This window comes from Mycobacterium sp. TH-M116 (assembly GCF_057473685.1).
Genome location: NZ_JBYCLC010000331.1, coordinates 1 through 22,334, shown reverse-complemented (window position 1 = coordinate 22,334; position 22,334 = coordinate 1). Strand labels below are relative to the sequence as shown.

Genomic DNA, 22,334 nt, shown 5'->3' with positions numbered 1-22,334 from the left:
GAGGACCGGGCCGACGATATCGTGAAGCGGGTGCGCGACGCCCTGATCGCCAGAGGCTGGCGACCCTAGCGCGACGCCAGTCGTTCGCGGCGCAGCAACTCCACCTCGGGAAGCTCCAGCGGTGCCAGCTCGCCCACCACCCGGCTCAGCAGCAGGTCGGCCAGCTCCGGGTTGCGGGCCAGGCAGGGCCCGTGCATGTAGGTCGCGACGACACTGCCCTGCACCGCGCCGTCGACGCCGTCGCCGCGGCGGTTGCCGGCGCCCCTGACCACCGCGCCCAGCGGCGACGCCGCGGGACCCAGCACGGTGCCGCCCCGGTGGTTCTCGAAGCCGGTCAACGGCTGCGTCAACCCGCCCGGCAGCGGCGTGCTCACCAGCTCACCGATGGTGCGCGCCGACTGGGGCGAGGTGGTCGCATCCAGCAGGCCCACCCCGTCGACCCGCTCACCGGCCGACGTCTCGTACCACCGCCCGAGCACCTGCACGGCCGCGCAGATCGCCAGCACCGGCGCGCCCCGTTCCGCGGCGCGCTGCAGCCCCGGGTGGCGCAGCAGATGCCGGGTGGCCAGCCGCTGTGCGTAGTCTTCCGCGCCGCCGAGGGTGTACAGGTCCAGCGACTCCGGCACCGGATCGGCCAGCGTGACCTCGACGATCTCGGCGGTGATGCCCCGCAACACCAGGCGTTGCCGCAGCACCACCGCGTTGCCGCCGTCGCCGTAGGTGCCCATGACGTCGGGCAGCACCAGCCCGATCCGCACACTCGAATCAGCCACGGCGCGCCAATGCCCGCTGCAGCTGCAAGAACGCGGTGTAGTTGGCGACGACCTCGACGCGCCCGGGTGGGCACGACGCGATGGCGGCCATCGTGTCGTGCACCAGCGTGTGCTCGACGCCGGCGTACCCGAGGCGCACCGCGAGGTCGGTGCCGCGTTCACCGGCGGCCACCACCGTGGTGTCCTCGAAGTGCTCGAACCGGACGTCCCACAGCCACGACAGGTCTTCCCCGTCGGGCACCTGCCCGTTGACCGCGATGACGACCCCGGCCGCGTGCTTGTCCACCATCGACAGCGCCTCCGACCAGCCGGCCGGGTTCTTGGCCAGCAGCAGCCGCGCCTCGTGGCGGCCGACACGCACGGTCCGGTAACGCCCGGCGACCTCGTCGACGCCCGACACCGCCGCCAGCGCCCGCGCGGGATCGGCGCCCAGCGTGACGGCGGCGGCCACGGCCTGGGCGGCGTTGCCGCGGTTCACCGCGCCCGGCAGCGCCAGCCGCATCGGCAGTGCCAGGCCGTCCGGCCCGTGGAGGGTGCCGCCCTCTTCCGGGTCGAACCACCACTGCGGGCTGGGCCGCGTGAAGTCGGCGCCGGTGGAATACCAGTGGCCCTTCTCGCGGACGATCACCTCGCCGCTGCGCGGGCAGCTGACCGAGTCGTTCGCCCATGCACCGCCGGCGGCCACCCACACCACGTTCGGGCTGTCGTAGGCGGCCGAAGTCATCAGTACGTCGTCGCAGTTGGCGACGACCACCGTCGCGGGGTGGCGGGCCAGGCCGGCCCGCAGCGCACGTTCGATGACGTTGATCTCGCCGACGCGGTCCAACTGGTCGCGCGACAGGTTGAGGAGAATGACGACGGCGGCCCCCACCGCATCCAGGACGTGCGGGACGTGCATCTCGTCGACTTCCAGCACGGCCAGTTCGGCGTCGCGGTCGGCGGCCAGCGCGGCCACCAGGCCGGCGTCCATGTTGGCGCCCTCGGCGTTGGTCGCCACCGGTCCGACGGTGCCCAGCGCCGCCGCTGTCATCCGCGTCGTGGTCGACTTGCCGTTCGTCCCGGTGACGACGACCGTGCGCCGGCCCGCGCCCAGCTGGCGCAGCACCGAACGGTCCAGCGTCATCGCGACCAGGCCGCCGATCATCGCCCCCGCCCCGCGGCCGGTCACCCGCGACGCCCAGCGTGCGCCGGCTCCCGCGGCCAGGGCCAGGCGAGCGCGGGTGGTGATCACCTCGGGAGTTTAAGGGCGGTGAAAAAGCGGTTTCACGGCGACACGGCGGTGAGCGACCGGACGATGTCGGCGCGACGTGCCATCCTGGCGTGCATGAACCGGGTGGGTTGGGGGCGGCCGGCCAACGAGCCCGACAGTGGCTGGGCGGTGGTCGACGTCGAGACCTCGGGGTTTCGTCCGGGCCAGGCGCGCATCATCAGCCTCGCCGCGCTCGGCCTCGACGCCGACGGGCGGGTGGAGCAGTCGGTGGTGAGCCTGCTCAACCCGGGGGTGGACCCGGGCCCCACCCACGTGCACGGCCTGACGGCCGCGATGCTCGAGGATCAGCCGCAGTTCGCCGACATCGCCGCTGGCCTGTTCCAGGTGCTGCGCGGCCGCACGCTGGTGGCGCACAACGTCGCGTTCGACTACGCGTTCCTGGCCGCCGAGGCCGAGCTCGCCGGAACCGCACTTCCCGTCGAGACCGTCATGTGCACCCTGGAGCTGGCCCGCCGGCTGGACCTCGGGATCGGCAACCTGCGACTGGAGACGCTGGCCGCGCACTGGGGAGTGAACCAACAGCGCCCGCACGACGCGTTCGACGACGCCATGGTGCTGACCGGCGTGCTGGCGTCGGCACTGCGGCGGGCCCGCGAACGCGACGTGTGGCTGCCGGTGCGTCCGGTCACCCGGCGGCGGTGGCCCAACGGCCGCGTCACCCACGACGAGCTGAGGCCGCTCAAGGTGCTCGCCTCGCGGATGTCGTGCCCCTACCTCAACCCGGGGCAGTTCGTGCGGGGCAGGCCGCTGGTGCAGGGCATGCGGGTGGCGCTGGCCGCCGAGGTCGGGCGCACCCACGAGGAGCTCGTCGAGAGGATCCTGCACGCCGGGCTGGCCTACAGCGACACTGTGGACCGGGAAACTTCCCTGGTCGTCTGCAACGTCACGTCTCCCGAGCAGGGCAAAGGCTACCTGGCCCGGCAACTGGGGGTGCCGATGGTGACCGATGCCCACTTCATGGACTGCGTCGGTGCCGTCGTCGGCGGCACGATCATGGAGCAGTTCACCGACGCCTCCGCGCTGGACGCGCAGCTTGCCCTGTTCTGACGGCCTTCAGTCCAGCGCCTTGCCTTTCAAGGTGTCGAACTCGTCCGGGGTGATCGTGCCGTCGTCGAGCAGTTCCTTGCCGTGGGCGATCTCCTGGGCCGGCGATCGGCCGGTGACCTCGCGGAAATAGGCGTGGCTGCCCCGCTTGACCAGCGTCGCGGCCTCCCGCGCCCGCATCGTCATGTCCTCGCCGCGCACGATCAGGTACACCAGCGCGGCCAGATAGGGGAACAGCACCAGACAGAACACCCACACGGCCTTGATCCAGCCGGTGGTGCTGTGGTCCCGCCAGAACAGGTCGGCGATGATGCTGAACAGGATCAGCAGGTAGGCGATGAACGCGAAGGCGACGATGGCTGACCACATGAAACCCCACGAGGTGTGCCACACGGTGATTGCTCCTTACGTTGTCGGCGCCTCTAGTTGCGGGAGGCGCGGTTGACCGCCGACACGACCGCGCGCAGCGACGCGATGGTGATCGACGACGCGATCCCCACCCCCCACACCGTCTTGCCGGCGATGGAAGCTTCGACGTAGGCCGCGGCCTGCGCGTCACCGCCTGCGCTCATCGCGTGCTCGGAGTAGTCGAGCACGGCCACCTGGAACCCGACGCCCCCCAGCGCGTCGACGAAGGCCGCCAGCGGGCCGTTGCCGGTGCCGGTGATCTCGGTCTCCACCCCGTCGACCTTGACGGTCGCGGTGATGCTGGTCGTCCCGCTGTCGTCCTCGGACGCCTCCACCCGCTGCCGGATCCGCTCCAGGGGCCGCACCGGTGCGAGGTATTCCTCGGAGAACGCCTCCCACATCGCCTTCGGCGAGACCTCGCCGCCCTCGCCATCGGTGATCTCCTGGATGACCTGCGAGAACTCGATCTGCAGCCGCCGCGGCAGAGCCAGGCCATGGTCGGCTTTCATGATGTAGGCCACCCCACCCTTGCCGGACTGCGAGTTGACCCGGATCACCGCCTCGTAGGTGCGCCCGACGTCCTTGGGGTCGATCGGCAGGTAGGGGACCTGCCAGAGGATGTCCTCGACGTCGGAGTCCGCCGCGTCCGCGTCGATCTTCATCTGGTCGAGGCCCTTGTTGATGGCGTCCTGGTGGCTGCCGGAGAACGCGGTGTAGACCAGGTCGCCGCCGTAGGGGTGACGCTCGGGCACCGGCAGTTGGTTGCAGTACTCCACGGTGCGGCGCACCTCGTCGATGTTGGAGAAGTCGATCTGGGGGTCCACGCCGCGGGAGAACAGGTTGAGCCCCAGCGTCACCAGGCACACGTTGCCGGTGCGCTCGCCATTGCCGAACAGGCAGCCCTCGATCCGGTCGGCGCCGGCCTGATACCCCAGCTCGGCCGCGGCGACCCCGGTGCCGCGGTCGTTGTGCGGGTGCAGGCTCAGGATGACCGAGTCGCGGTTGGCCAGGTTGCGGCTCATCCACTCGATCGAGTCGGCGTAGACGTTGGGGGTCGCCATCTCCACGGTGGCGGGAAGGTTGACGATGATCGGGTTGTCCGGGGTCGGCGCGATGATCTCGCCGACGGCGTCGCAGACATCCCTGGCGTACTCCAGCTCGGTGCCGGTGTAGGACTCCGGGGAGTACTCGAAGCGCCACCGGGTGCCGGGGTACTTGGCGGCCTCCGCGACGCACTTGCGTGCGCCGTCGGTCGCGATGGCCTGCACCGCGGCCCGGTCGGCGCGGAAGACCACGCGGCGCTGCAGGACCGACGTCGAGTTGTAGAAGTGCACGATCGCCTGACGCGCACCCTCGCAGGCGACGAACGTACGCTCGATCAGCTCCGGCCGGCACTGGGTGAGCACCTGGATGGTGACGTCGTCGGGGATGGCGCCCTCGGTGATGATCTCGCGGACGAAGTCGAAATCGGTCTGGCTGGCCGAGGGGAAGCCGACCTCGATCTCCTTGTAGCCCATGCCCACCAGCAGGTCGAACATGCGGCGCTTGCGGGCGGGGCTCATCGGGTCGATCAGCGCCTGGTTGCCGTCGCGCAGGTCCACCGCGCACCACAGCGGGGCGCGCTCGATGACGCGATCGGGCCAGGTGCGGTCGGCCAGGCGGACGGGCTCGACCTCCTCGGCGAACGGCCGGTACCGGTGGATCGGCATCGACGAGCCGCGTTGTGCATTCCACCGGGCCTGGCCAGGGGCGGGCGGGCCCGCGGGCGTGATGATGGCGCGGGACGAGGTATACGCGTCGGAATTGGTAGTCACGGTAGTTGCTCCGGGGGTGTCAGAAGGAAGCTCAGACCGGCGCATCGCGAGCGCCCGCGACGGGAAGCCGGTCTGGATCAGACCCCGTCGCGGCGTCCGAGGAGGAGCATCCGCTGCACGTGCGCTACTCTACCGCGCTCGGCGCCTCGAACAAAAAGAGGCCAAAACCGCGCGACCCGCCGCCGAGAGTCACGCTGGGGTAGCTCTCGGGCTCGGATGACACTCCAGCGTGACGCTCGAGACTGCCGAGACTGCCGAGACTGCCGAGACTGCCCGACTGCCGCGACTGCCCGCGTCGCGCCTATCACCAGGAAAATCGAGATGCGCCGCCACGTATCCTGTTGTGGGTTTGATCGGAGTAGCCCCACCTCCAATCCCGAGACAGGAAAGATAAAGATTCAGTGGCACTCGTCGTGCAGAAATACGGTGGATCGTCGGTGGGCGACGCCGACCGGATACGGCGGGTCGCAGAACGCATCGTCGAAACCAAGAAGCAGGGCAACGACGTGGTCGTGGTGGTCTCGGCGATGGGCGACACCACCGACGACCTGTTGGACTTGGCCCAGCAGGTGTGTCCGGTCCCGCCGCCCCGCGAGCTCGACATGCTGCTGACGGCCGGCGAGCGCATCTCCAACGCGCTGGTGGCGATGGCGATCGAATCGCTCGGCGCCAACGCCCGCTCGTTCACCGGATCGCAGGCCGGTGTCATCACCACCAGCACCCACGGCAACGCGAAGATCATCGACGTCACGCCCAGCCGCGTGCAGTCCGCGCTCGACGAGGGCCGCATCGTGCTCGTCGCCGGGTTCCAGGGCGTCAGCCAGGACACCCGGGACGTCACCACCCTGGGCCGCGGAGGGTCGGACACCACGGCGGTCGCCCTGGCCGCGGCGCTGCACGCCGACGTCTGCGAGATCTACACCGACGTGGACGGCATCTTCAGCGCGGACCCCAGGATCGTGCACAATGCCCGCAAGCTCGACGCGGTGACCTTCGAAGAAATGCTGGAGATGGCGGCCTGCGGCGCCAAGGTGCTGATGCTGCGCTGCGTGGAGTACGCCCGCCGCTACAACCTCCCGGTGCACGTCAGATCGTCGTACTCGGACAAGCCGGGCACCGTCGTCGTCGGATCGATCAAGGACACACCCATGGAAGACCCCATCCTGACCGGAGTCGCACACGACCGCAGTGAGGCCAAGGTGACCGTCGTCGGCATCCCCGACATCCCGGGCTACGCCGCGAAGGTGTTCCGCGCCGTCGCCGATGCCGAGGTCAACATCGACATGGTGCTGCAGAACATCTCCAAGGTCGAGGACGGCAAGACCGACATCACCTTCACCTGCTCCCGCGAGAGCGGACCCACCGCGGTCGCCAAACTGGAGGCGCTCAAGGGGGAGATCGGGTTCACCCAGCTGCTCTACGACGACCACATCGGCAAGGTGTCGCTGGTCGGCGCGGGAATGCGCAGCCACCCCGGCGTCACGGCCACTTTCTGTGAGGCGCTGGCCGAGGTGGGCGTCAACATCGAGCTGATCTCCACCTCCGAAATCCGCATCTCGGTGCTGTGCCGCGACACCGAGCTGGACAAGGCCGTGGTGGCGTTGCACGAGGCCTTCGGGCTCGGCGGCCAGGAGAGCGCGACGGTGTATGCGGGGACGGGTCGGTAGATGGTTGCCATCGGAGTAGTCGGCGCCACCGGCCAGGTGGGCCAGGTGATGCGCACGCTGCTCGCCGAGCGCGACTTTCCGGCGAGCACGGTGAGATTTTTCGCCTCGGCCCGCTCGCAGGGCCGCAAGCTGGAGTTCCGCGGCCAGGAAATCGAGGTCGAAGACGCCGAGACGGCCGACCCGAGTGGCCTGGACATCGCGTTGTTCTCCGCGGGTTCGGCGATGTCGAAGGTGCAGGCGCCGCGGTTCGCCGCGGCCGGGGTGACCGTGATCGACAACTCCTCGGCCTGGCGCAAGGACCCCGACGTGCCGCTGGTGGTGTCCGAGGTGAACTTCGCGCGCGATGTGGCTGCCGGCGCCCGGTCGCTCAAGAAGGGCATCATCGCCAACCCGAACTGCACCACCATGGCCGCGATGCCGGTGCTCAAGGTGCTGCACGACGAGGCCGGGCTGACCCGGCTGGTGGTGTCGAGCTACCAGGCCGTGTCCGGCAGCGGGCTGGCCGGTGTGGAGGAGCTGGCCACCCAGGTGCGGGCGGGGATCGGCGACGCCGAGAAGCTGGTGCACGACGGCGGCGCGGTGAGGTTCCCGGCGCCGAAAACCTACGTTGCGCCGATCGCGTTCAACGTGATACCGCTGGCCGGATCGCTGGTCGACGACGGGTCGGGGGAGACCGACGAGGACCAGAAGCTGCGTCACGAGAGCCGCAAGATCCTGGGCATCCCCGGCCTGGCCGTCAGCGGCACCTGCGTGCGGGTCCCCGTGTTCACCGGGCACTCGCTGTCGATCAACGCCGAGTTCGCCCGGCCGCTGTCGCCGGAGCGGGCGCGGCAGCTGCTGAGCGGCGCACCGGGCGTCACGGTGGTCGACGTGCCGACCCCGCTGGCTGCCGCGGGCGTCGACGAGTCGCTGGTCGGCCGGATCCGGTGCGATCCGGGGGTGCCCGACGGGCGCGGCCTGGCGCTGTTCGTTTCCGGCGACAACCTGCGCAAGGGGGCGGCGCTGAACACGATCCAGATCGCCGAGCTGCTGGCCGCCGAACTATAGTCCAGCCGGTGAGCTCCGCTCAGGTCGCGCGGTCGCTTCTCGTTTTATCTTTGCTTGTCCCGCAATGCTTTTGGGCTGCGCGCGCTGACCCGCCCGCACCGGTGCCGCAGCCGATCCTGTGGCCGCTGGCACCGGGTCAGGTGGTGCGGATCGGCCCGACGGCCGGCACCGGCACCCCGACGGGGGACTACGGCATCGGTGCCACCGACCTGTGCGAGTTCGTCGAGTTCCCCACCGAGCTGCTCCAGGTGTGCGGCGACAGTTTCGCCGGGCAGGGCGTCGGGTTCGGCGGCTGGTACTCGCCGGTGGCGCTGCGGGTGGACACCGCGTCCGTCGACGACCCGGCCGGGGTGCGCTACACCGGCGTCACCGGCGTCAACAGGCCGCTGCTGGCCGACCCCACGCCGCCGGGGGATTCGCAGCTGCCCGCCGGGGTGGTGCAGATCCACCGGCACAACTACCTGATGGTGACCACCGCCAAGGCCCTGGAACCGGTCAGTTCGCGGCTGGTGGCGGCCGAGCCGTCGCGCCCCGGCTGGCGAACGGTGCCGGGATCCCGGCGGGCCGCCTCCTACCAGGGCGGCTCGCAGACCCAGATCAGCGGGTACTACGACCCGATCCCCACCCCCGAGTCGCCCGGCGGCTGGGTGTACATCGTGGCCGACAACTTCACCCGCCGGGATCCGGTGCGGCTGTATCGGGCCACCCCGCAGAGATTCAGCGACCGCTCGACGTGGCAGGGCTGGGCGGCCGGACCGGGCGGTGGCTGGGGGCAGGCGCCGACACCCCTGTGGCCCGACCAGGTCGGCGAGATGGACATCCGCCAGGTCGACGGCAAGACCGTGCTGTCGTATTTCAACGCCAGCACCCTGAACATGGAGGTGCGCGTCGCCGACGACCCGACGTCGCTGGGCGCCGCGCCGGTGACGACGGTGGTGCGGCACGAGGAGCAGTGGCCCGAACCGGCGGAAAGCCTGCCGTCTCCTTTTGACAACCGGCTCGCGCAGCCGTACGGCGGATACATCTCGCCCGGGTCGACGCTGGACGAGTTGCGGATCTTTGTCAGCCAGTGGAACAACGCCGAGCCTCGGGCCCGCGCGCCGTATCGGGTGATCCAATTCGCGGTCAACCCGTTCAAGCCCTGACCGAACGCCACCATCGCGAGCCGCATGATCTCGGCGGCGGCATGGGGTGAGCCGTCGCCTCACAGCGTTTACCTAAGTAGTGCATAGCCGCGACCAGTGTTGACGCGGGCATCATGTGTCTCATGAGTGAAACACCTGAAACCCCGACAGCGCGTGCTTCCACGGCAACAGTTCCCACGGCCGAGGCGCCCCACAAGACCCCGAGGGTCTTCCAGGTCGCGGCGTGGGTCGCCATCGTCGCCGGCACCGTGTTCGTCGTGGCGGTCATCTTCTTCACCGGCTTCATGCTGGGCCGCCACGCCGGAGGCCACTGCGGCTGGCATCATCACGGCCACCACAAACACCACTCCATGATGATGCATCCGCGCGGCCCGGGCGGTGGCCCGGCGGCGTTCCCGGGCGGTGGCGGGCCCGAGATGATACGGCCCGGCCACGGACCCGGTAATGGATCCGGCCATGGCCCCGGTACTGGCCCCGCAGAGGTCCCGCCGTCGGTCTCGCCGTCGCTGACGCCATCGCCGTAAGTCTCGATTCAGCAGTGGCCCGGCGCTCACCCGAGCGGCCGGGCCACCTGGCGATCACAGCCGGATCTCGATTCACAGCAATTTTGTCCCCCGGGGCCTGTTAAGGCGGCAGCCACGGGGGCAGTATTCACGTCATGACCGAGACACCCGAACCGACAGCGCAGCCGACGTCCGTTCCCCCGACCCCGCCACCGCCACCGCCTGCGCCAGCGCAGCGGCCCAAGCCGCCGAGGCTCTACCTGGCGGCGGCGTGGGTGGTGATCGTCGCGGGAATCGTGTTCATCGTGGCGACCATCTTCTTCTCCGGCGCCATGGTGTTCGGCTACCACCACTGCCACCACGGCCATCACCCGGGCATGATGTTCGGCCCCGGCGGCCCCGGCGGCCCCGGCGGCCCGGATGGCCCCGATGGCCCCGGCCCGGGGCCCGGTATGGGCCCGTTCGGTCCCGGTGCGGGGCCTGGGGGGTTCGGCCCCGGCGGCTTCGGCCCGTGGCAGTTCGGCGGCCCCGGCGGCCCGGGCATGCTCGTCCCCATGCCTCCCCGTGGCCCGGGGGGCCAGGGCGGCATGGGTGGGCCCGGCGGCGGTCAGTTCGGCCCGGGCGGCGGCCCCGGCCCGTCGTCGAGCACCAACGAGCCCGGCCCGTCACCCAGCCCCCCGGGGCCCCGCGCGTAACGGGCCTGCGGTACCGGTCGGGACGCCGATTGGGATCCGTGCCGTTCGGGTAGCCGTTCGTTCCGAAAGCCCTGTGTGAACGGCTGACACCGAACGGCCGAAGAGGAGAGGGTGAGATGACGGAGCGTCACACCACCACGGATGCCGGAATTGCCGCACCCAGCGACGACCAGTCGCTGACCATCGGGCCCGACGGCCCGATCCTGCTGCAGGACCACTACCTGATCGAGCAGATGGCGATGTTCAACCGGGAGCGAATCCCGGAACGCCAGCCGCACGCCAAGGGCGGTGGTGCCTTCGGTCATTTCATGGTGACCAACGACGTCAGCCGGTACACGCGGGCGGCGGTGTTCCAGCCGGGCACCGAGACCGAGATGCTGGCCCGGTTCTCCACCGTCGCCGGCGAGCGGGGCAGCCCGGACACCTGGCGGGATCCGCGGGGTTTCTCGCTGAGGTTCTACACCAGCGAGGGCAACTTCGACATGGTCGGCAACAACACGCCGGTCTTCTTCATGCGCGACCCGCTGAAGTTCCAGCACTTCATCCGGTCCCAGAAACGCATGCAGGCCACCAACCTGCGGGACCACAACATGCAGTGGGACTTCTGGAGCCTGTCTCCGGAGTCTGCGCACCAGGTGACCTGGCTGATGGGAGACCGGGGGATCCCGAAGACGTGGCGCAACATGAACGGCTACAGCAGCCACACCTACAGCTGGATCAATGCGGCCGGCGAGATCTTCTGGGTGAAGTACCACTTCATCACCGATCAGGGCATCGAATTCCTGACTCAGCAGGACGCCGACCGGCTGGCCGGCGAGGACGGCGACTACCACACGCGTGACCTCTACGAGGCCATCGAGCGCGGCGAGCATCCGAGCTGGACGTTGAAGATGCAGGTCATGCCCTACGAGGAGGCCCGCAACTACCGGTTCAACCCGTTCGACCTGACCAAGGTGTGGCCGCACAGCGACTACCCGCTGATCGACGTCGGCACGATGACGCTGGACCGCAACGTCACCGACTACCACACCGAGATCGAGCAGGCCGCCTTCGAGCCGAACAACACCGTGCCCGGCACCGGATTGAGCCCGGACAAGATGCTGCAGGCCCGCGGCTTCTCCTACTCCGACGCGCACCGCGCCCGGCTGGGGACCAACTACCGGCAGATCCCGGTCAACACCCCCAGGGTGGAGGTGAACAGCTACTCCAAGGACGGCGCCATGCGGGTGCACAACGCCTCCGACCCGGTCTACGCGCCGAACTCCTACGGCGGGCCGCAGGCGGACCCGGCGCGCGCCGCCGAGGTGCGCTGGCACGCCGACGGGGACATGGTCCGCTCCGCCTACACCCTGCACGCCGAGGACGACGACTGGGCCCAGGCCGGCGCCCTGGTCCGCGATGTGCTGGATGACGAGGCGCGGGAGCGCATGGTGCACAACATCATCGGCCACGTCTGTAAGGGCGTCACAGAGCCGGTGCTGTCCCGGGTGTTCGAGTACTGGCGCAACGTCGACCCCGACCTCGGTAAGAAGGTCGAGGAAGGGGTTCGGGCCAAGCTGGGCTGAGTTTCGCCTGGCATGATCGGCTGCATGACCATGCTGGTTGCCGCGGTGGTCCGGACCGTCGGGGCGCTCGGCGCTGTCGGGGTCGTCGGGGTCGTCGGCCAGGTGATCGGCGGCTCCGTCGCGGTCGCCGTGCCCTCCGAGCCGGGGGTGGTGTCCTATGCGGTGCTGGGCAAGGGGTCGGTCGGCAATGTCATCGGCGCGCCGATGGGCTGGGAGTCGGTCTTCGCCGAGCCTTTCCAGGCCTTCTGGGTGGATCTGCCCGCCTGCAACAACTGGGCCGACATCGGACTTCCCGAGGTCTACGACGACCCGGACCTGGCGTCGTTCAACGGGGCCATCACCCAGACGTCGGCCACCGACCAAACCCACTACGCCAAGCAGGCGGTCGGGGTGTTCGCCACCGACAGCGCGGCGACCAGGGCTTTCCGCCGGCTGGTGGACCGGACCACGGGGTGCTCGGGACAGACCACGGCGATGCACCTCGACGACGGGTCCACCCAGGTCTGGTCCTTCGCCGGTGGGCCGCCGACCGCCACCGACGCGGACTGGACGAAGCAGGAGGCCGACACCGATCGCCGATGTTTCGACCAGACCCGGCTGCTCCAGAACGTGGTGCTGCAGGCCAAGGTCTGCCAATCCGGCAACGCGGGGCCCGCGGTCAACGTGCTCGCCGGGGCGATGCAGAACGCGCTGGGGCAATGAATGCGAAAAGGTGGTAACACGGTAGGCCGGGCGGTGAAAAGGAGCGAAAGCGGGAATATGTCTGCACGGTCCGGAAGATGAAATGGTCGTGGTTGTCGTCCGATAGCTGACGCGAGCGAGCGGTCCGCAGGGGCCCGGAGGGATCGGGATATGACGTTCGCCGGCACCACCGGCGTGGCCTCGCAGCCGGCGTCGGCCTGCCCGGCCGAAGCCGAGATGGCCGATTCGTCGGCCGTCGCCCGCTACATCGCCGACAGCTGCCTGGCCGACGGCTCGCTGGGGCGGGTCGGTCTCGAAGTGGAGGCGCACTGCCACGACCCGACCGATCCGCACCGAAGGCCGGGCTGGGACGAGATCCTCGAGGTGCTCGAGTTCCTGCCGGCCCTGCCCGGCGCCAGCTCGGTCACCGTCGAACCCGGCGGCGCGGTCGAGCTGTCCGGACCACCCGCCGGCGGTGCGGTACCGGCCATCAACGCCATGCACAGCGACCAGGCCGTGCTGCGGGCGGCCTTCGCCGACGCCGGGCTCGGGCTGGTCTATCTCGGGGCGGACCCGTTGCGGCCCCCCGAGCGCATCAATCCCGGGGCGCGCTACCGCGCCATGGAGCAGTTCTTCGCCGCCGACGGCTTCCGGGACGTCGGTGCGGCGATGATGACGTCGACCGCCTCGGTCCAGGTCAACCTGGACGCCGGCCCGCGGTCCGGGTGGGCGCAGCGGGTGCGGCTGGCACACGCGCTGGGGCCGACCATGATCGCGATCGCGGGCAACTCGCCGATGCTGGGCGGTGAGCTGTCCGGCTGGTCGTCCACCCGTCAGCGGGTCTGGGGCCGGATGGATTCGGCGCGTTGCGGGCCGGTGCTGGGGGCCAGCTGTGAGGAGCCCGGCCCCGAATGGGCGAACTACGCGCTCAACGCGCCGGTGATGCTGGTGAACGACCCCGAGGCCGTCGCCGTCACTCACTACGTGCCCTTCACCGACTGGGTGGACGGCCGAGTGCTGCTCGGCGACCGCCGCCCGACGATCGCCGACCTGGAATATCACCTGACCACGCTGTTCCCGCCGGTGCGCCCGCGCCGCTGGCTGGAGATCCGCTACCTGGACAGCCTGCCGGACGCGTTCTGGCCCGCCGTGGTGTTCACGTTGGTGGCACTGCTCGACGACCCGGATACGGCCGCCTCCGCCGCCGACGCGGTCGAACCCGTGGCCACCGCCTGGGACACCGCGGCGCGGGTCGGGCTGCGTGATCGCCGGCTCTACACGGCGGCCAACACCTGCGTGGGGCTGGCCGCCGAGCGGGCACCGGCCGAACTCGCCGAACCGATGCAGCGGTTGGCCCGCGCCGTCGAGCAGGGCCGTTGCCCCGCCGACGACTTCTGCGAGCAGGTGAGCCAACATGGCGCGGTGCCCGCGGTCGCGCGGCTGGCGCGGGGGGGACCGTGATTTTCCGGGAACGGATCGCCGACGATCTGGCGCGGGCACGGGCGCGGACGTTGCTCCTCGTCGACCTCGACGACGACGAGCTGTGCCGGCAGTACGACCCCCTGATGAGCCCGCTGGTGTGGGACCTGGCGCACATCGGGCAGCAGGAGGAGCTGTGGCTGCTGCGGGGCGGTGACCCCACCCGGCCGTCGATGCTGCCGCCGGCCGTCGAGGGCCTCTACGACGCGTTCACACATTCCCGCGCCAGCCGCGCCGACCTGCCGCTGTTGTCCCCGGCGCAGTCCCGCTCCTATTGCCACACGGTGCGCTCGGCGGTGCTCGACGCCCTGGAAGTGTTACCCGACGAGGGCCCCCTGGGTGAGCGGGGCTTCGTCTACGGCATGGTGGTCAGCCACGAGAACCAGCACGACGAGACCATGCTGCAGGCCCTGAACCTGCGCGTCGGCGCCCCCTTGCTGCCCGACACCGCGGCGGTGCCGGCCGGACGGCCCGGTCTGGCCGGCACGTCGGTGCTGGTGCCCGCCGGCCCGTTCGTGCTGGGGACCGACGCCGCGGCCGAACCGTTCTCCCTGGACAACGAGCGTCCCGGCCACGTCGTCGACCTGCCCGCATTCCGCATCGGCACCGTCCCCGTCACCAACGGCGAATGGCGGCATTTCCTCGACGACGGCGGCTACCGCGAGCCGCAGTGGTGGTCGCCGCGCGGCTGGGAGTATCGCCTGAGCGCGGGCCTGACCGCGCCGCAGTTCTGGAGCGCCGACGGCGCGACCCGTACCCGGTTCGGCCGCGTGGAGGACATCCCGGCCGACGAGCCCGTCCAGCACGTCACCTACTTCGAGGCCGCGGCCTATGCGGCGTGGGCCGGCGCCCGGTTGCCCAGCGAGATGGAGTGGGAGAAGGCCTGCGCGTGGGACCCGTCGACGGGGACGCGCCGGCGCTACCCGTGGGGTGAACAGCAGCCCTCTCCCGACCTGGCCAACCTGGGCGGGACGACGCTGCGCCCGGCGCCCGTCGGCGCCTATCCGGGCGGCGCCTCGGCGTACGGGGCCGAGCAGCTGCTCGGCGACGTCTGGGAGTGGACTTCCTCCCCGCTGCGGGGATGGCCGGGGTTCGTCCCGATGATCTACCAGCGGTACTCGCAACCGTTCTTCTTTCGTGACTATCGCGTGCTGCGCGGCGGGTCGTGGGCCGTGGAGCCGGGGATCGTGCGGCCCAGCTTCCGCAACTGGGATCACCCCTACCGGCGCCAGATCTTCGCCGGCGTCCGGCTGGCCTGGTCCGTCGACGAGTCCGCCTGATGTGCCGTCACCTCGGCTGGCTGGGCGCCGGTGTCACGGTGTCCTCGCTGGTGCTCGACCCGCCGCACGGCCTGCGGGTGCAGTCCTACGCCCCGCGCCGCCAAAAGCACTGCCTGATGAACGCCGACGGGTGGGGGGTCGGCTTCTTCGACGGCTCGGCAGAGGGGACGGCGCCGCGGCGCTGGCGCAGCGCGGCGCCGCTGTGGGGTGACGTCTCGTTCGCCTCGGTCGCGCCGGCGCTGCGCAGTCACTGCGTTGTCGCCGCGGTGCGCTCGGCGACTGTCGGTATGCCCATCGAGGCCAGCTCGACTGCGCCGTTCACCGACGGGCGGTGGCTGCTGTCGCACAACGGCGTCGTCGACCGCACCGTGCTGCCACCGGCTCCTTCGGCCGAATCTGCCTGCGACAGCGCGTTGTTGGCGGCCGTCATCTTTGCGCGCGGGCTCGACACCCTGGGCGAAACGATCGCCGAGATCGGGGCTTCCGACCCGGCGGCCCGGCTCAATGTGCTGGCCGCAGACGGGTTCCGGCTGCTGGCGACGACGTGGAACGAGACGCTGTCCATCCTGCGCCGCGACGACGGCGTGGTGCTGGCCAGCGAACCCTACGACGACGACGGGGAGTGGGAGGACGTGCCGGACCACCACCTCGTCGAAGTCACTTCCGAGCGGGTGACGTTCACCGCGCTGGACAACCCGAAAGGATCGTGATGACGCTGTCGCTGTCCAACCATTTGGCCGCCGACTCCGCGTACCACGCGTTGCGCCGCGACGTGTCGGACGGCCTGCGGCGAACGCCGAAAAGCCTGCCGCCCAAGTGGTTCTACGATCCGCTGGGCAGCGAGCTGTTCGACCAGATCACCCGGCTGCCCGAGTACTACCCCACGCGTGCCGAGGCTGAGATCCTGCGGGACCGGGCGGCCGAGATCGCGTCGGTCAGCGAGGCGGACACCCTGGTCGAACTGGGCAGCGGGACCTCGGAGAAGACCCGGACGCTGCTCAGCGCGCTGCACGGGCGCGGCTCGCTGCGCAGCTTCGTGCCGTTCGACGTCGACGCCAGTATGCTTTCCACCGCCGCGGAGGCCATCCAGCGCGAATACCCGGGCGTCGAGATCCGGGCAGTGTGCGGCGATTTCGAGGAGCACCTGTCCGAGATCCCCGACGGCGGCCGGCGCCTGTTCGTGTTCCTCGGGTCCACGATCGGCAACCTCACGCCCGGGCCGCGCCGGGAGTTTCTGGCGAGCTTGGCCGCGGTGATGGCGCCTGGGGACAGCCTGCTGCTTGGCACCGACCTGGTCAAGGACACGGGCCGGCTGGTGCGCGCCTACGACGACTCCGCGGGGGTGACGGCCCGGTTCAACCGCAACGTGCTCGCGGTCGTCAACCGCGAACTCGACGCCGACTTCGACGTCGACGCCTTCGCGCACGTCGCCCGCTGGAACGCGCGCGAGGAGCGCATCGAGATGTGGCTGCGCGCCGATCGCGCCCAGCGGGTGCGCATCGGCGCCATCGAGTTGACCGTCGACTTCGCCGCCGGAGAGGAGATGCTCACCGAGGTGTCGTGCAAGTTCCGGCCCGACGGCGTGAGCGCCGAACTGGCCCGGGCCGGGCTGAGCCGAACCCGGTGGTGGACGGACACCGCGGGCGACTTCGGGCTCTCGCTGGCCATGCTGTGACGCACGGCGACTCGCTGGCCGACCGGTGGCGGTCGGCCCGCCCGCCGGCGGCCGGGCTGCACCTGGACAGCGCGGCCTGCTCGCGCCAAAGCCTCGCGGTGATCGACGCCGCCGCCCGGCACGCCCGGCACGAGGCCGAGGTCGGCGGTTATGTCGCGGCCGAGGCCGCCGCGCCGGTGCTCGACGCCGGGCGGGTCGCCGTCGCGGCCCTGAGCGGCATGCCCGACGCCGAGGTCGTCTACACCACCGGGGCACTGCACGCGCTGGATCTCCTGCTGGGCAGCTGGCCGAGGGGCCCGGCGGGCCGAAACACCGTGGCGTGCCTGCCCGGCGAATACGGGTCCAACCTGTCCGCGATGGCCGCCCACGGGTTCGAGCGCCGGCTGTTGCCGACGCTCGGGGACGGCAGGCTGGCGCTCGACGACGCGGCGTTCGCTCTGGAGGAAGGCCGGCCCGATCTGGTGCACCTGACCGCGGTGGGCAGCCACAGCGGTGTGGTGCAGCCGGTGTCGATGGTCGCGCAGCTGTGCGCGGAGCTGAGCCTGCCGCTGGTCGTGGATGCCGCTCAGGCGCTGGGCCAGATCGATTGCGCGGTGGGAGCCGACGTCACGTATTCGACGTCACGCAAGTGGATCGCCGGGCCGCGCGGGGTGGGTTTCCTGGCGGTGCGCCGCGACCTGCTGGAGCGCTTGCGCCCCAGGCTGGGGCCACCGGAGTGGGCGCCCCCGCTGAGCGTGGCACGCCAGCTGGAGCTCGGTGAGGCCAACGTCGCCGCGCAGGTGGGATTTTCGCTTGCTGTCGGCGAGTTTCTCGGGTTCGGGCCACCGGCTGTGCGCGCGCGTCTGGCCGAACTCGGCAGGCTCAGCCGGACCGCGCTGGCCGACGTCCCGGGGTGGGTCGTGGTCGAAGCGGTCGACGAGCCGTCGGCGATCACCACCCTGGCCCCGCTCGACGGCGCCGACCCGCAGGAGGTGCGGGACTGGCTGCTGACCCGGCGGCGGATCCTGACGACCTGCGTCGGCGTGCAGCGGGCGCCGCTGGAGCTCTCGGGGCCGCGCCTGCGCATCTCGCCGCATGTGGACACCAGCCCCACGGACCTGGAGACCTTCGCCGAGGCGCTCATCGCGGCGACGGCCGCCACCGCGTAGTTGCGCCCGCCCTGTGCGCGGTGAGCAGGTAGGCGGGCGGATCTCCTCGGGCAGCCCACCGTCACGCCAGCGTGGCGGTGGGCACCGCTCGCCACGCTGGCGTGACGCTCGGCGGTCCAGCACCGCTCGCCACGCTGGCGTGACGCTCGGCGGTCCAGCACCGAGCACCGCACTAGTCTTCCCAGGTGTGCACCGGCTCGTTGGCGTGCATGTGCGCGCAGTAGCGCCGCAGCATCCCGGCCAGGGCCGCGGTTCTGGTCATCCCGCTCTGCTGCAGGGCGCGCACGGTCGCGACCTGCCACGTCGCGCCGTTGCGGCCGGTCGCGGCGCGGCCCTCGATGACGCCGAGGAAGCGGTCGCGCACCCCGGCGTCGACACCCCAGCGCCGCAGCCCCTCGTGGGCCAGGGGCAGCAGCGTGTCCAGCACCAGCCGCGACGCTGTCACCTCGCCTACGCCGGGCCAGTGCAGCCGCGCGGCCATGCCGCGCCGCGCCGTTTCCAGGAAGTTCGCCTGTGCCGCGGCGAAACTCATGTCTTCCCACAGCGGCTGCTCGGCTTCCGAGAGGCTGCGCAGTGCCCCGTAGTAGAACGCCGCGTTCGCCAGCATGTCGATGACGGTCGGGCCGGCCGGCAACACCCGGTTCTCCAGCCGCAGATGCGGGTGAACGGCGCCGTCGGTTTCCGACACGTCGTAGACCGGGCGGTTCCATCGGTACACGGTCCCGTTGTGCAGGCGCAGTTCGGACAGATGGGGGATGCGGCCGGCGGCCAGCTCGGCGGCGGGGTCCTCCTCGGACACCTCGGGCAGCAGCGAGGGGAAGTAGCGGATGTTCTCCCGGTAGAGGTCCAGCACCGAGGTGATCCAGCGCTCGCCGAACCAGACCCGCGGCCGTACGCCTCGGGTCTTGAGCTGCTCGGAGCGGGTGTCGGTGGACTGCGCGAAAAGCTCGATGCGGGTTTCCGCCCACAGCCGATGGCCGAAGAAATAGGGCGAGTTGGCAGCCAGCGCCAGCTGCGGGCCGGCCAGCACCTGGGCGGCGTTCCAGTTGGCCGCGAACGCTTCGGGGGCCAGTTGAAGATGCAATTGCACGCTGGTGCATGCGGATTCGGGTGCGATGGAGCCGGCATTCCAGCTCAGTGGCTCCGGTCCGGAGATGTCGATCTGGATGTCCTCGCCCCGGGCGTTGAAAATCGAGTCGTTGAGTGCTGCGTAGCGCCGTGACTCGCTCATCCAGTTGTCCCGCAGGTGCTCGGGCATCAGGGTGGGCAGGATCCCGATCATCACGATGTGCGCCCCGCCGCGGTTTGCCTTGTCCTCGGCGGTGTTGAGGCCGGCCCGTACCTCGGCCTCCAGGTCCGAGGCGGTGCGTCCCGCCAGCGCCCGGGGCGGGACGTTGAATTCGATGTTGTAGGCGCCCAATTCGCTCTGGAAGGCAGGGTCGGCGATGGCGTCCAGCACGGAGCGGTTCGACATGGCGGGCTGGTAGTCGGCGTCGATGAGGTTGCACTCGATCTCCATGCCGGTCAGCGGCCGTTCCGAGTCGAAGTTCGACCGCGCGAGCATCGTCTCGAAAACGTCCAGGCACAGCCGCACCTTGCGTCGGTATTCCCGCCTGTGGATGCGGTTATACGTGGTGCGTTTGACCTCTTCGCCCACATCGCCGATGGAACAGGCTTACCGGCGCGGGCGCAAGGGCGAACGGCTGACCGGCATGTTCGCGCCACGGTTGACCGGCGGGTGGACCATCATGGAGGGGCCCGAAGTGTCACCGTTCACGCGACAGGAGTGCCGTTGCCCGAGTTCATCGCCGCCATCGACCAGGGCACCACCAGCACCCGGTGCATGATCTTCGACCACGACGGTGTCGACGTGGCCTGCCATCAGATCGAACACGAGCAGATCCTGCCCCGCGCCGGCTGGGTGGAACACAACCCGATCGAAATCTGGGAACGCACCGCATCGGTGTTGACGACGGCCCTGCGCGCCGCCGGACTGTCGTCGAAAGATATTGCCGCACTGGGTATCACGAATCAACGTGAGACGACACTGGTGTGGGACAGGCACACCGGTCGGCCCTGTCACAATGCGATCGTATGGCAGGATACTCGCACCGACCGCATCGCGTCGGCGCTGGACCGCGACGGACGCGGCGAGGTGATCCGCCACAAGGCGGGACTGCCGCCGGCGACGTACTTCTCCGGCGGGAAGTTGCAGTGGATCCTGGAGAACGTCGACGGGGTCCGCGAGGCGGCCGAGAAAGGCGACGCCCTGTTCGGCACCGTCGACACCTGGTTGTTGTGGAACCTGACGGGCGGGACGCGGGGTGGGGTGCACGTCACCGACGTGACCAACGCCAGCCGGACCATGCTGATGAATCTGGAGACCCTGGACTGGGATGACGAGCTACTGTCGTTGTTCTCGGTGCCGCGGGCGATGCTGCCGGCGATCGCGCCGTCGTCGCCGCGGCAGCCGTACGGGCTCACGACCGAGCTCGGGCCGCTCGGCGGCGAGGTTTCGATCACCGGAATGCTGGGCGACCAGCACGCGGCGATGGTCGGCCAGGTTTGCCTGAAGCCGGGCGAGGCTAAAAACACCTATGGGACCGGCAATTTCCTGCTGCTCAACACGGGTGAAACGATCGTGCGCTCCGGCAACGGCCTGCTGACCACCGTCTGCTACCAGTTCGGGGACGCCAAACCCGTTTATGCCCTCGAGGGTTCGATCGCGGTCACCGGTTCGGCCGTGCAGTGGCTGCGCGACCAGTTGGGGATCATCGGCGGCGCGGCGCAAAGCGAACTGCTGGCCCGCCAGGTACCCGACAACGGTGGGGTGTATTTCGTGCCGGCGTTCTCCGGGTTGTTCGCCCCGTACTGGCGCTCCGATGCCCGCGGCGCGATCGTGGGTCTGTCCCGGTTCAACACCGCTGCGCACCTGGCTCGTGCGACGCTGGAGGCGATCTGCTACCAGAGCCGCGACGTGGCCGATGCCATGCAAGCCGATTCCGGTGTGCCCCTGGAAGTTCTCAAGGTCGACGGCGGGATCACCGCCAACGACCTGTGTATGCAGATCCAGGCCGACGTGCTGGGCGTGGACGTGGTGCGGCCGGTGGTCGCCGAGACCACCGCGCTGGGTGCGGCCTATGCGGCCGGTCTGTCGGCCGGCTTCTGGGCGGACCCCGCCGACCTTCGGGCCAACTGGCGGGAGGGCAGGCGCTGGACGCCGTCCTGGGACGCCGACCGGCGCGCCGCCGCCTATGCGGGTTGGCTCAAGGCGGTCCAGCGGAGCCTGGACTGGGTCGACGTGTCGTGAGCGTCTCGGTCCAGGCTCCGCCGGCGCCGGGTCAGTCCTCGCCGAGGATGCCGTAGATCTCGCGGCGCGTGTTGTTGAGGATCTCGACGATGCGCTGCTGCTGTTCGGCGGTGGCGGTGTGCGCGGATTGCGCGACCGCACCGAACAACTGGCGCACGGCCGCCCGCAGCTGCAGATGACCCGGGTCGGCGCCTTGGGCGATCTCGTCCCACGGCGGGGTCTCGATCTTCCCGGCGGCCGCACGGCCCTCGTCGGTCAGTGCGAAAAGCTTCTTGCTGCCGGCGGTTTCGCTCGCGGCGATCAGCCCCTCGTCGTCGAGCATCTGCAGGGTCGGGTAGACCGACCCGGGGCTGGGCTTCCATATCCCGTTGCTGCGCTCGGCGATCTGCTGGATCATCTCGTAGCCGTGCATGGGCCGCTCGGCCAGCAACACCAGGATGGCCGCTCGGACGTCCCCGCGCCGTCCCCGGCCGGGGCCGCCACGGCGGCCGCCGCCGCGCCGCCCGCCCGGTCCGAAGCCGAACCCGGGCCCGAATCCGGGCCCGAATCCGGGGCCGAAGCCCGGTCCGAATCCGGGGCCGACGCCCATCGGGCCGTCATGGTCGCCGGCGTGGTCGCGTAGGTGCTCGAAGAACTCGTGCCGGGCGTGGCGCCTTGCGCCGCGCAGGGCACGCCGTGCAACGGGGCCGGGCGCCATGCCGAATCCGAACCCGGGTTGGTCCCCGAATGCTGCGCCGGGGGTAGTGAATGGGTTGCTCATTTGTGGTCCTTACGTCTGTGTGATGGTGCGCCGTTGGTCGACGCCTTCGAAGCATCACGATATATCGGAA

20 protein-coding genes are annotated in these 22,334 nt (G+C 70.3%); 14 read left to right on the top strand and 6 right to left on the bottom strand.

Going from position 1 to position 22,334, the window contains the following annotated elements:
* Positions 1 to 65: 65 nt before the first annotated feature.
* Together AC2VOK_RS17015 and AC2VOK_RS17010 are read right to left on the bottom strand one after the other, a co-directional pair.
* Positions 66 to 773 (bottom strand): type 1 glutamine amidotransferase, encoded by a 708-nt coding sequence (locus AC2VOK_RS17015; protein WP_428901532.1) that lies wholly within the window; start codon positions 771 to 773, stop codon positions 66 to 68.
* Positions 766 to 2,004 carry a MurT ligase domain-containing protein gene (locus tag AC2VOK_RS17010; protein WP_428901531.1) on the bottom strand — a complete coding sequence of 413 codons (1,239 nt, stop codon included), beginning with the start codon at positions 2,002 to 2,004 and terminating at the stop codon, positions 766 to 768. The genes AC2VOK_RS17015 and AC2VOK_RS17010 overlap by 8 nt, the downstream gene beginning before the upstream one ends.
* Before the next feature lie 93 nt (positions 2,005 to 2,097).
* Between AC2VOK_RS17010 and AC2VOK_RS17005 the strand changes: the two genes are divergently transcribed.
* Positions 2,098 to 3,090, top strand: coding sequence for a DEDDh family exonuclease (locus tag AC2VOK_RS17005; protein WP_428901547.1), 993 nt, complete (start codon positions 2,098 to 2,100; stop codon positions 3,088 to 3,090).
* Between the two features lie 6 nt (positions 3,091 to 3,096).
* On the opposite strand, the gene AC2VOK_RS17000 is transcribed toward AC2VOK_RS17005, so the two are convergent.
* Together AC2VOK_RS17000 and leuA are read right to left on the bottom strand one after the other, a co-directional pair.
* The gene (locus AC2VOK_RS17000) at positions 3,097 to 3,480 is read right to left on the bottom strand and encodes a hypothetical protein (RefSeq protein WP_428901530.1); all 384 of its coding nucleotides are present in this window, start codon (positions 3,478 to 3,480) and stop codon (positions 3,097 to 3,099) included.
* Positions 3,481 to 3,509: 29 nt separating this feature from the next.
* Positions 3,510 to 5,354 carry a 2-isopropylmalate synthase gene (leuA, locus tag AC2VOK_RS16995; protein WP_428901529.1) on the bottom strand — a complete coding sequence of 615 codons (1,845 nt, stop codon included), beginning with the start codon at positions 5,352 to 5,354 and terminating at the stop codon, positions 3,510 to 3,512.
* A gap of 356 nt (positions 5,355 to 5,710) precedes the next feature.
* On the opposite strand from leuA, the gene AC2VOK_RS16990 reads away from it, so the two are divergent.
* The 12 genes from AC2VOK_RS16990 to egtE all read left to right on the top strand — a co-directional run bounded on the left by AC2VOK_RS16990 (position 5,711) and on the right by egtE (position 18,194).
* The gene (locus AC2VOK_RS16990; RefSeq protein WP_421531467.1) at positions 5,711 to 6,976 is read left to right on the top strand and encodes an aspartate kinase; all 1,266 of its coding nucleotides are present in this window, start codon (positions 5,711 to 5,713) and stop codon (positions 6,974 to 6,976) included.
* The gene (locus tag AC2VOK_RS16985) at positions 6,977 to 8,023 is read left to right on the top strand and encodes an aspartate-semialdehyde dehydrogenase (protein ID WP_428901528.1); all 1,047 of its coding nucleotides are present in this window, start codon (positions 6,977 to 6,979) and stop codon (positions 8,021 to 8,023) included.
* 8 nt (positions 8,024 to 8,031) lie between these two features.
* Positions 8,032 to 9,168 (top strand): DUF4185 domain-containing protein, encoded by a 1,137-nt coding sequence (locus AC2VOK_RS16980; RefSeq protein ID WP_428901527.1) that lies wholly within the window; start codon positions 8,032 to 8,034, stop codon positions 9,166 to 9,168.
* Between the two features lie 122 nt (positions 9,169 to 9,290).
* Positions 9,291 to 9,692 carry a hypothetical protein gene (locus AC2VOK_RS16975; RefSeq protein WP_428901526.1) on the top strand — a complete coding sequence of 134 codons (402 nt, stop codon included), beginning with the start codon at positions 9,291 to 9,293 and terminating at the stop codon, positions 9,690 to 9,692.
* A 134-nt stretch (positions 9,693 to 9,826) separates the two neighbouring features.
* The gene (locus tag AC2VOK_RS16970) at positions 9,827 to 10,366 is read left to right on the top strand and encodes a hypothetical protein (RefSeq protein ID WP_428901525.1); all 540 of its coding nucleotides are present in this window, start codon (positions 9,827 to 9,829) and stop codon (positions 10,364 to 10,366) included.
* Between the two features lie 116 nt (positions 10,367 to 10,482).
* Complete coding sequence (locus AC2VOK_RS16965; RefSeq protein ID WP_428901524.1) at positions 10,483 to 11,931, top strand: catalase; 1,449 nt, start codon at positions 10,483 to 10,485, stop codon at positions 11,929 to 11,931.
* Between the two features lie 24 nt (positions 11,932 to 11,955).
* Positions 11,956 to 12,633 (top strand): sensor domain-containing protein, encoded by a 678-nt coding sequence (locus AC2VOK_RS16960; protein ID WP_428901523.1) that lies wholly within the window; start codon positions 11,956 to 11,958, stop codon positions 12,631 to 12,633.
* Between the two features lie 150 nt (positions 12,634 to 12,783).
* Entirely contained in the window at positions 12,784 to 14,073 is a 1,290-nt protein-coding gene (gene egtA, locus AC2VOK_RS16955) for an ergothioneine biosynthesis glutamate--cysteine ligase EgtA (protein ID WP_428901522.1), read from the top strand.
* A complete protein-coding gene (gene egtB, locus AC2VOK_RS16950; RefSeq protein WP_428901521.1) occupies positions 14,070 to 15,371 on the top strand; it encodes an ergothioneine biosynthesis protein EgtB in 1,302 nt (433 codons plus the stop codon). Before egtA ends, egtB begins: the two co-directional genes overlap by 4 nt.
* Positions 15,371 to 16,081, top strand: coding sequence for an ergothioneine biosynthesis protein EgtC (egtC, locus tag AC2VOK_RS16945; RefSeq protein ID WP_428901520.1), 711 nt, complete (start codon positions 15,371 to 15,373; stop codon positions 16,079 to 16,081). Before egtB ends, egtC begins: the two co-directional genes overlap by 1 nt.
* Positions 16,081 to 17,046: an L-histidine N(alpha)-methyltransferase gene (egtD, locus tag AC2VOK_RS16940; protein ID WP_428901519.1), complete on the top strand. Its 966-nt coding sequence runs from the start codon at positions 16,081 to 16,083 to the stop codon at positions 17,044 to 17,046. Before egtC ends, egtD begins: the two co-directional genes overlap by 1 nt.
* The gene (gene egtE / locus AC2VOK_RS16935) at positions 17,043 to 18,194 is read left to right on the top strand and encodes an ergothioneine biosynthesis PLP-dependent enzyme EgtE (protein WP_428901518.1); all 1,152 of its coding nucleotides are present in this window, start codon (positions 17,043 to 17,045) and stop codon (positions 18,192 to 18,194) included. The genes egtD and egtE overlap by 4 nt, the downstream gene beginning before the upstream one ends.
* Before the next feature lie 172 nt (positions 18,195 to 18,366).
* Here the strand turns inward: egtE and AC2VOK_RS16930 are convergent, their stop codons facing one another.
* Complete coding sequence (locus tag AC2VOK_RS16930) at positions 18,367 to 19,851, bottom strand: glutamate-cysteine ligase family protein (RefSeq protein ID WP_428901517.1); 1,485 nt, start codon at positions 19,849 to 19,851, stop codon at positions 18,367 to 18,369.
* Between the two features lie 186 nt (positions 19,852 to 20,037).
* On the opposite strand from AC2VOK_RS16930, the gene glpK reads away from it, so the two are divergent.
* Positions 20,038 to 21,504, top strand: a complete 1,467-nt coding sequence (gene glpK, locus AC2VOK_RS16925; RefSeq protein WP_428901546.1) for a glycerol kinase GlpK — start codon at positions 20,038 to 20,040, stop codon at positions 21,502 to 21,504.
* Between the two features lie 31 nt (positions 21,505 to 21,535).
* On the opposite strand, the gene AC2VOK_RS16920 is transcribed toward glpK, so the two are convergent.
* On the bottom strand, positions 21,536 to 22,264 hold the full coding sequence (locus tag AC2VOK_RS16920; RefSeq protein WP_428901516.1) for a PadR family transcriptional regulator: 729 nt from the start codon (positions 22,262 to 22,264) through the stop codon (positions 21,536 to 21,538).
* Between the last annotated feature and the right edge of the window lie 70 nt (positions 22,265 to 22,334).

What these genes read in the sequence shown, in the direction of transcription:
- AC2VOK_RS17005 (WP_428901547.1), top strand. Translation starts at nt 2,098, where the DNA reads ATGAACCGGGTGGGTTGGGGGCGGCCGGCCAACGAGCCCGACAGTGGC.
- leuA (WP_428901529.1), bottom strand. Translation starts at nt 5,354, where the DNA reads ATGCGCCGGTCTGAGCTTCCTTCTGACACCCCCGGAGCAACTACCGTG.
- AC2VOK_RS16985 (WP_428901528.1), top strand. Translation starts at nt 6,977, where the DNA reads ATGGTTGCCATCGGAGTAGTCGGCGCCACCGGCCAGGTGGGCCAGGTG.
- AC2VOK_RS16975 (WP_428901526.1), top strand. Translation starts at nt 9,291, where the DNA reads ATGAGTGAAACACCTGAAACCCCGACAGCGCGTGCTTCCACGGCAACA.
- AC2VOK_RS16970 (WP_428901525.1), top strand. Translation starts at nt 9,827, where the DNA reads ATGACCGAGACACCCGAACCGACAGCGCAGCCGACGTCCGTTCCCCCG.
- AC2VOK_RS16965 (WP_428901524.1), top strand. Translation starts at nt 10,483, where the DNA reads ATGACGGAGCGTCACACCACCACGGATGCCGGAATTGCCGCACCCAGC.
- AC2VOK_RS16960 (WP_428901523.1), top strand. Translation starts at nt 11,956, where the DNA reads ATGACCATGCTGGTTGCCGCGGTGGTCCGGACCGTCGGGGCGCTCGGC.
- egtA (WP_428901522.1), top strand. Translation starts at nt 12,784, where the DNA reads ATGACGTTCGCCGGCACCACCGGCGTGGCCTCGCAGCCGGCGTCGGCC.
- egtC (WP_428901520.1), top strand. Translation starts at nt 15,371, where the DNA reads ATGTGCCGTCACCTCGGCTGGCTGGGCGCCGGTGTCACGGTGTCCTCG.
- egtD (WP_428901519.1), top strand. Translation starts at nt 16,081, where the DNA reads ATGACGCTGTCGCTGTCCAACCATTTGGCCGCCGACTCCGCGTACCAC.
- glpK (WP_428901546.1), top strand. Translation starts at nt 20,038, where the DNA reads ATGATCTTCGACCACGACGGTGTCGACGTGGCCTGCCATCAGATCGAA.
- AC2VOK_RS16920 (WP_428901516.1), bottom strand. Translation starts at nt 22,264, where the DNA reads ATGAGCAACCCATTCACTACCCCCGGCGCAGCATTCGGGGACCAACCC.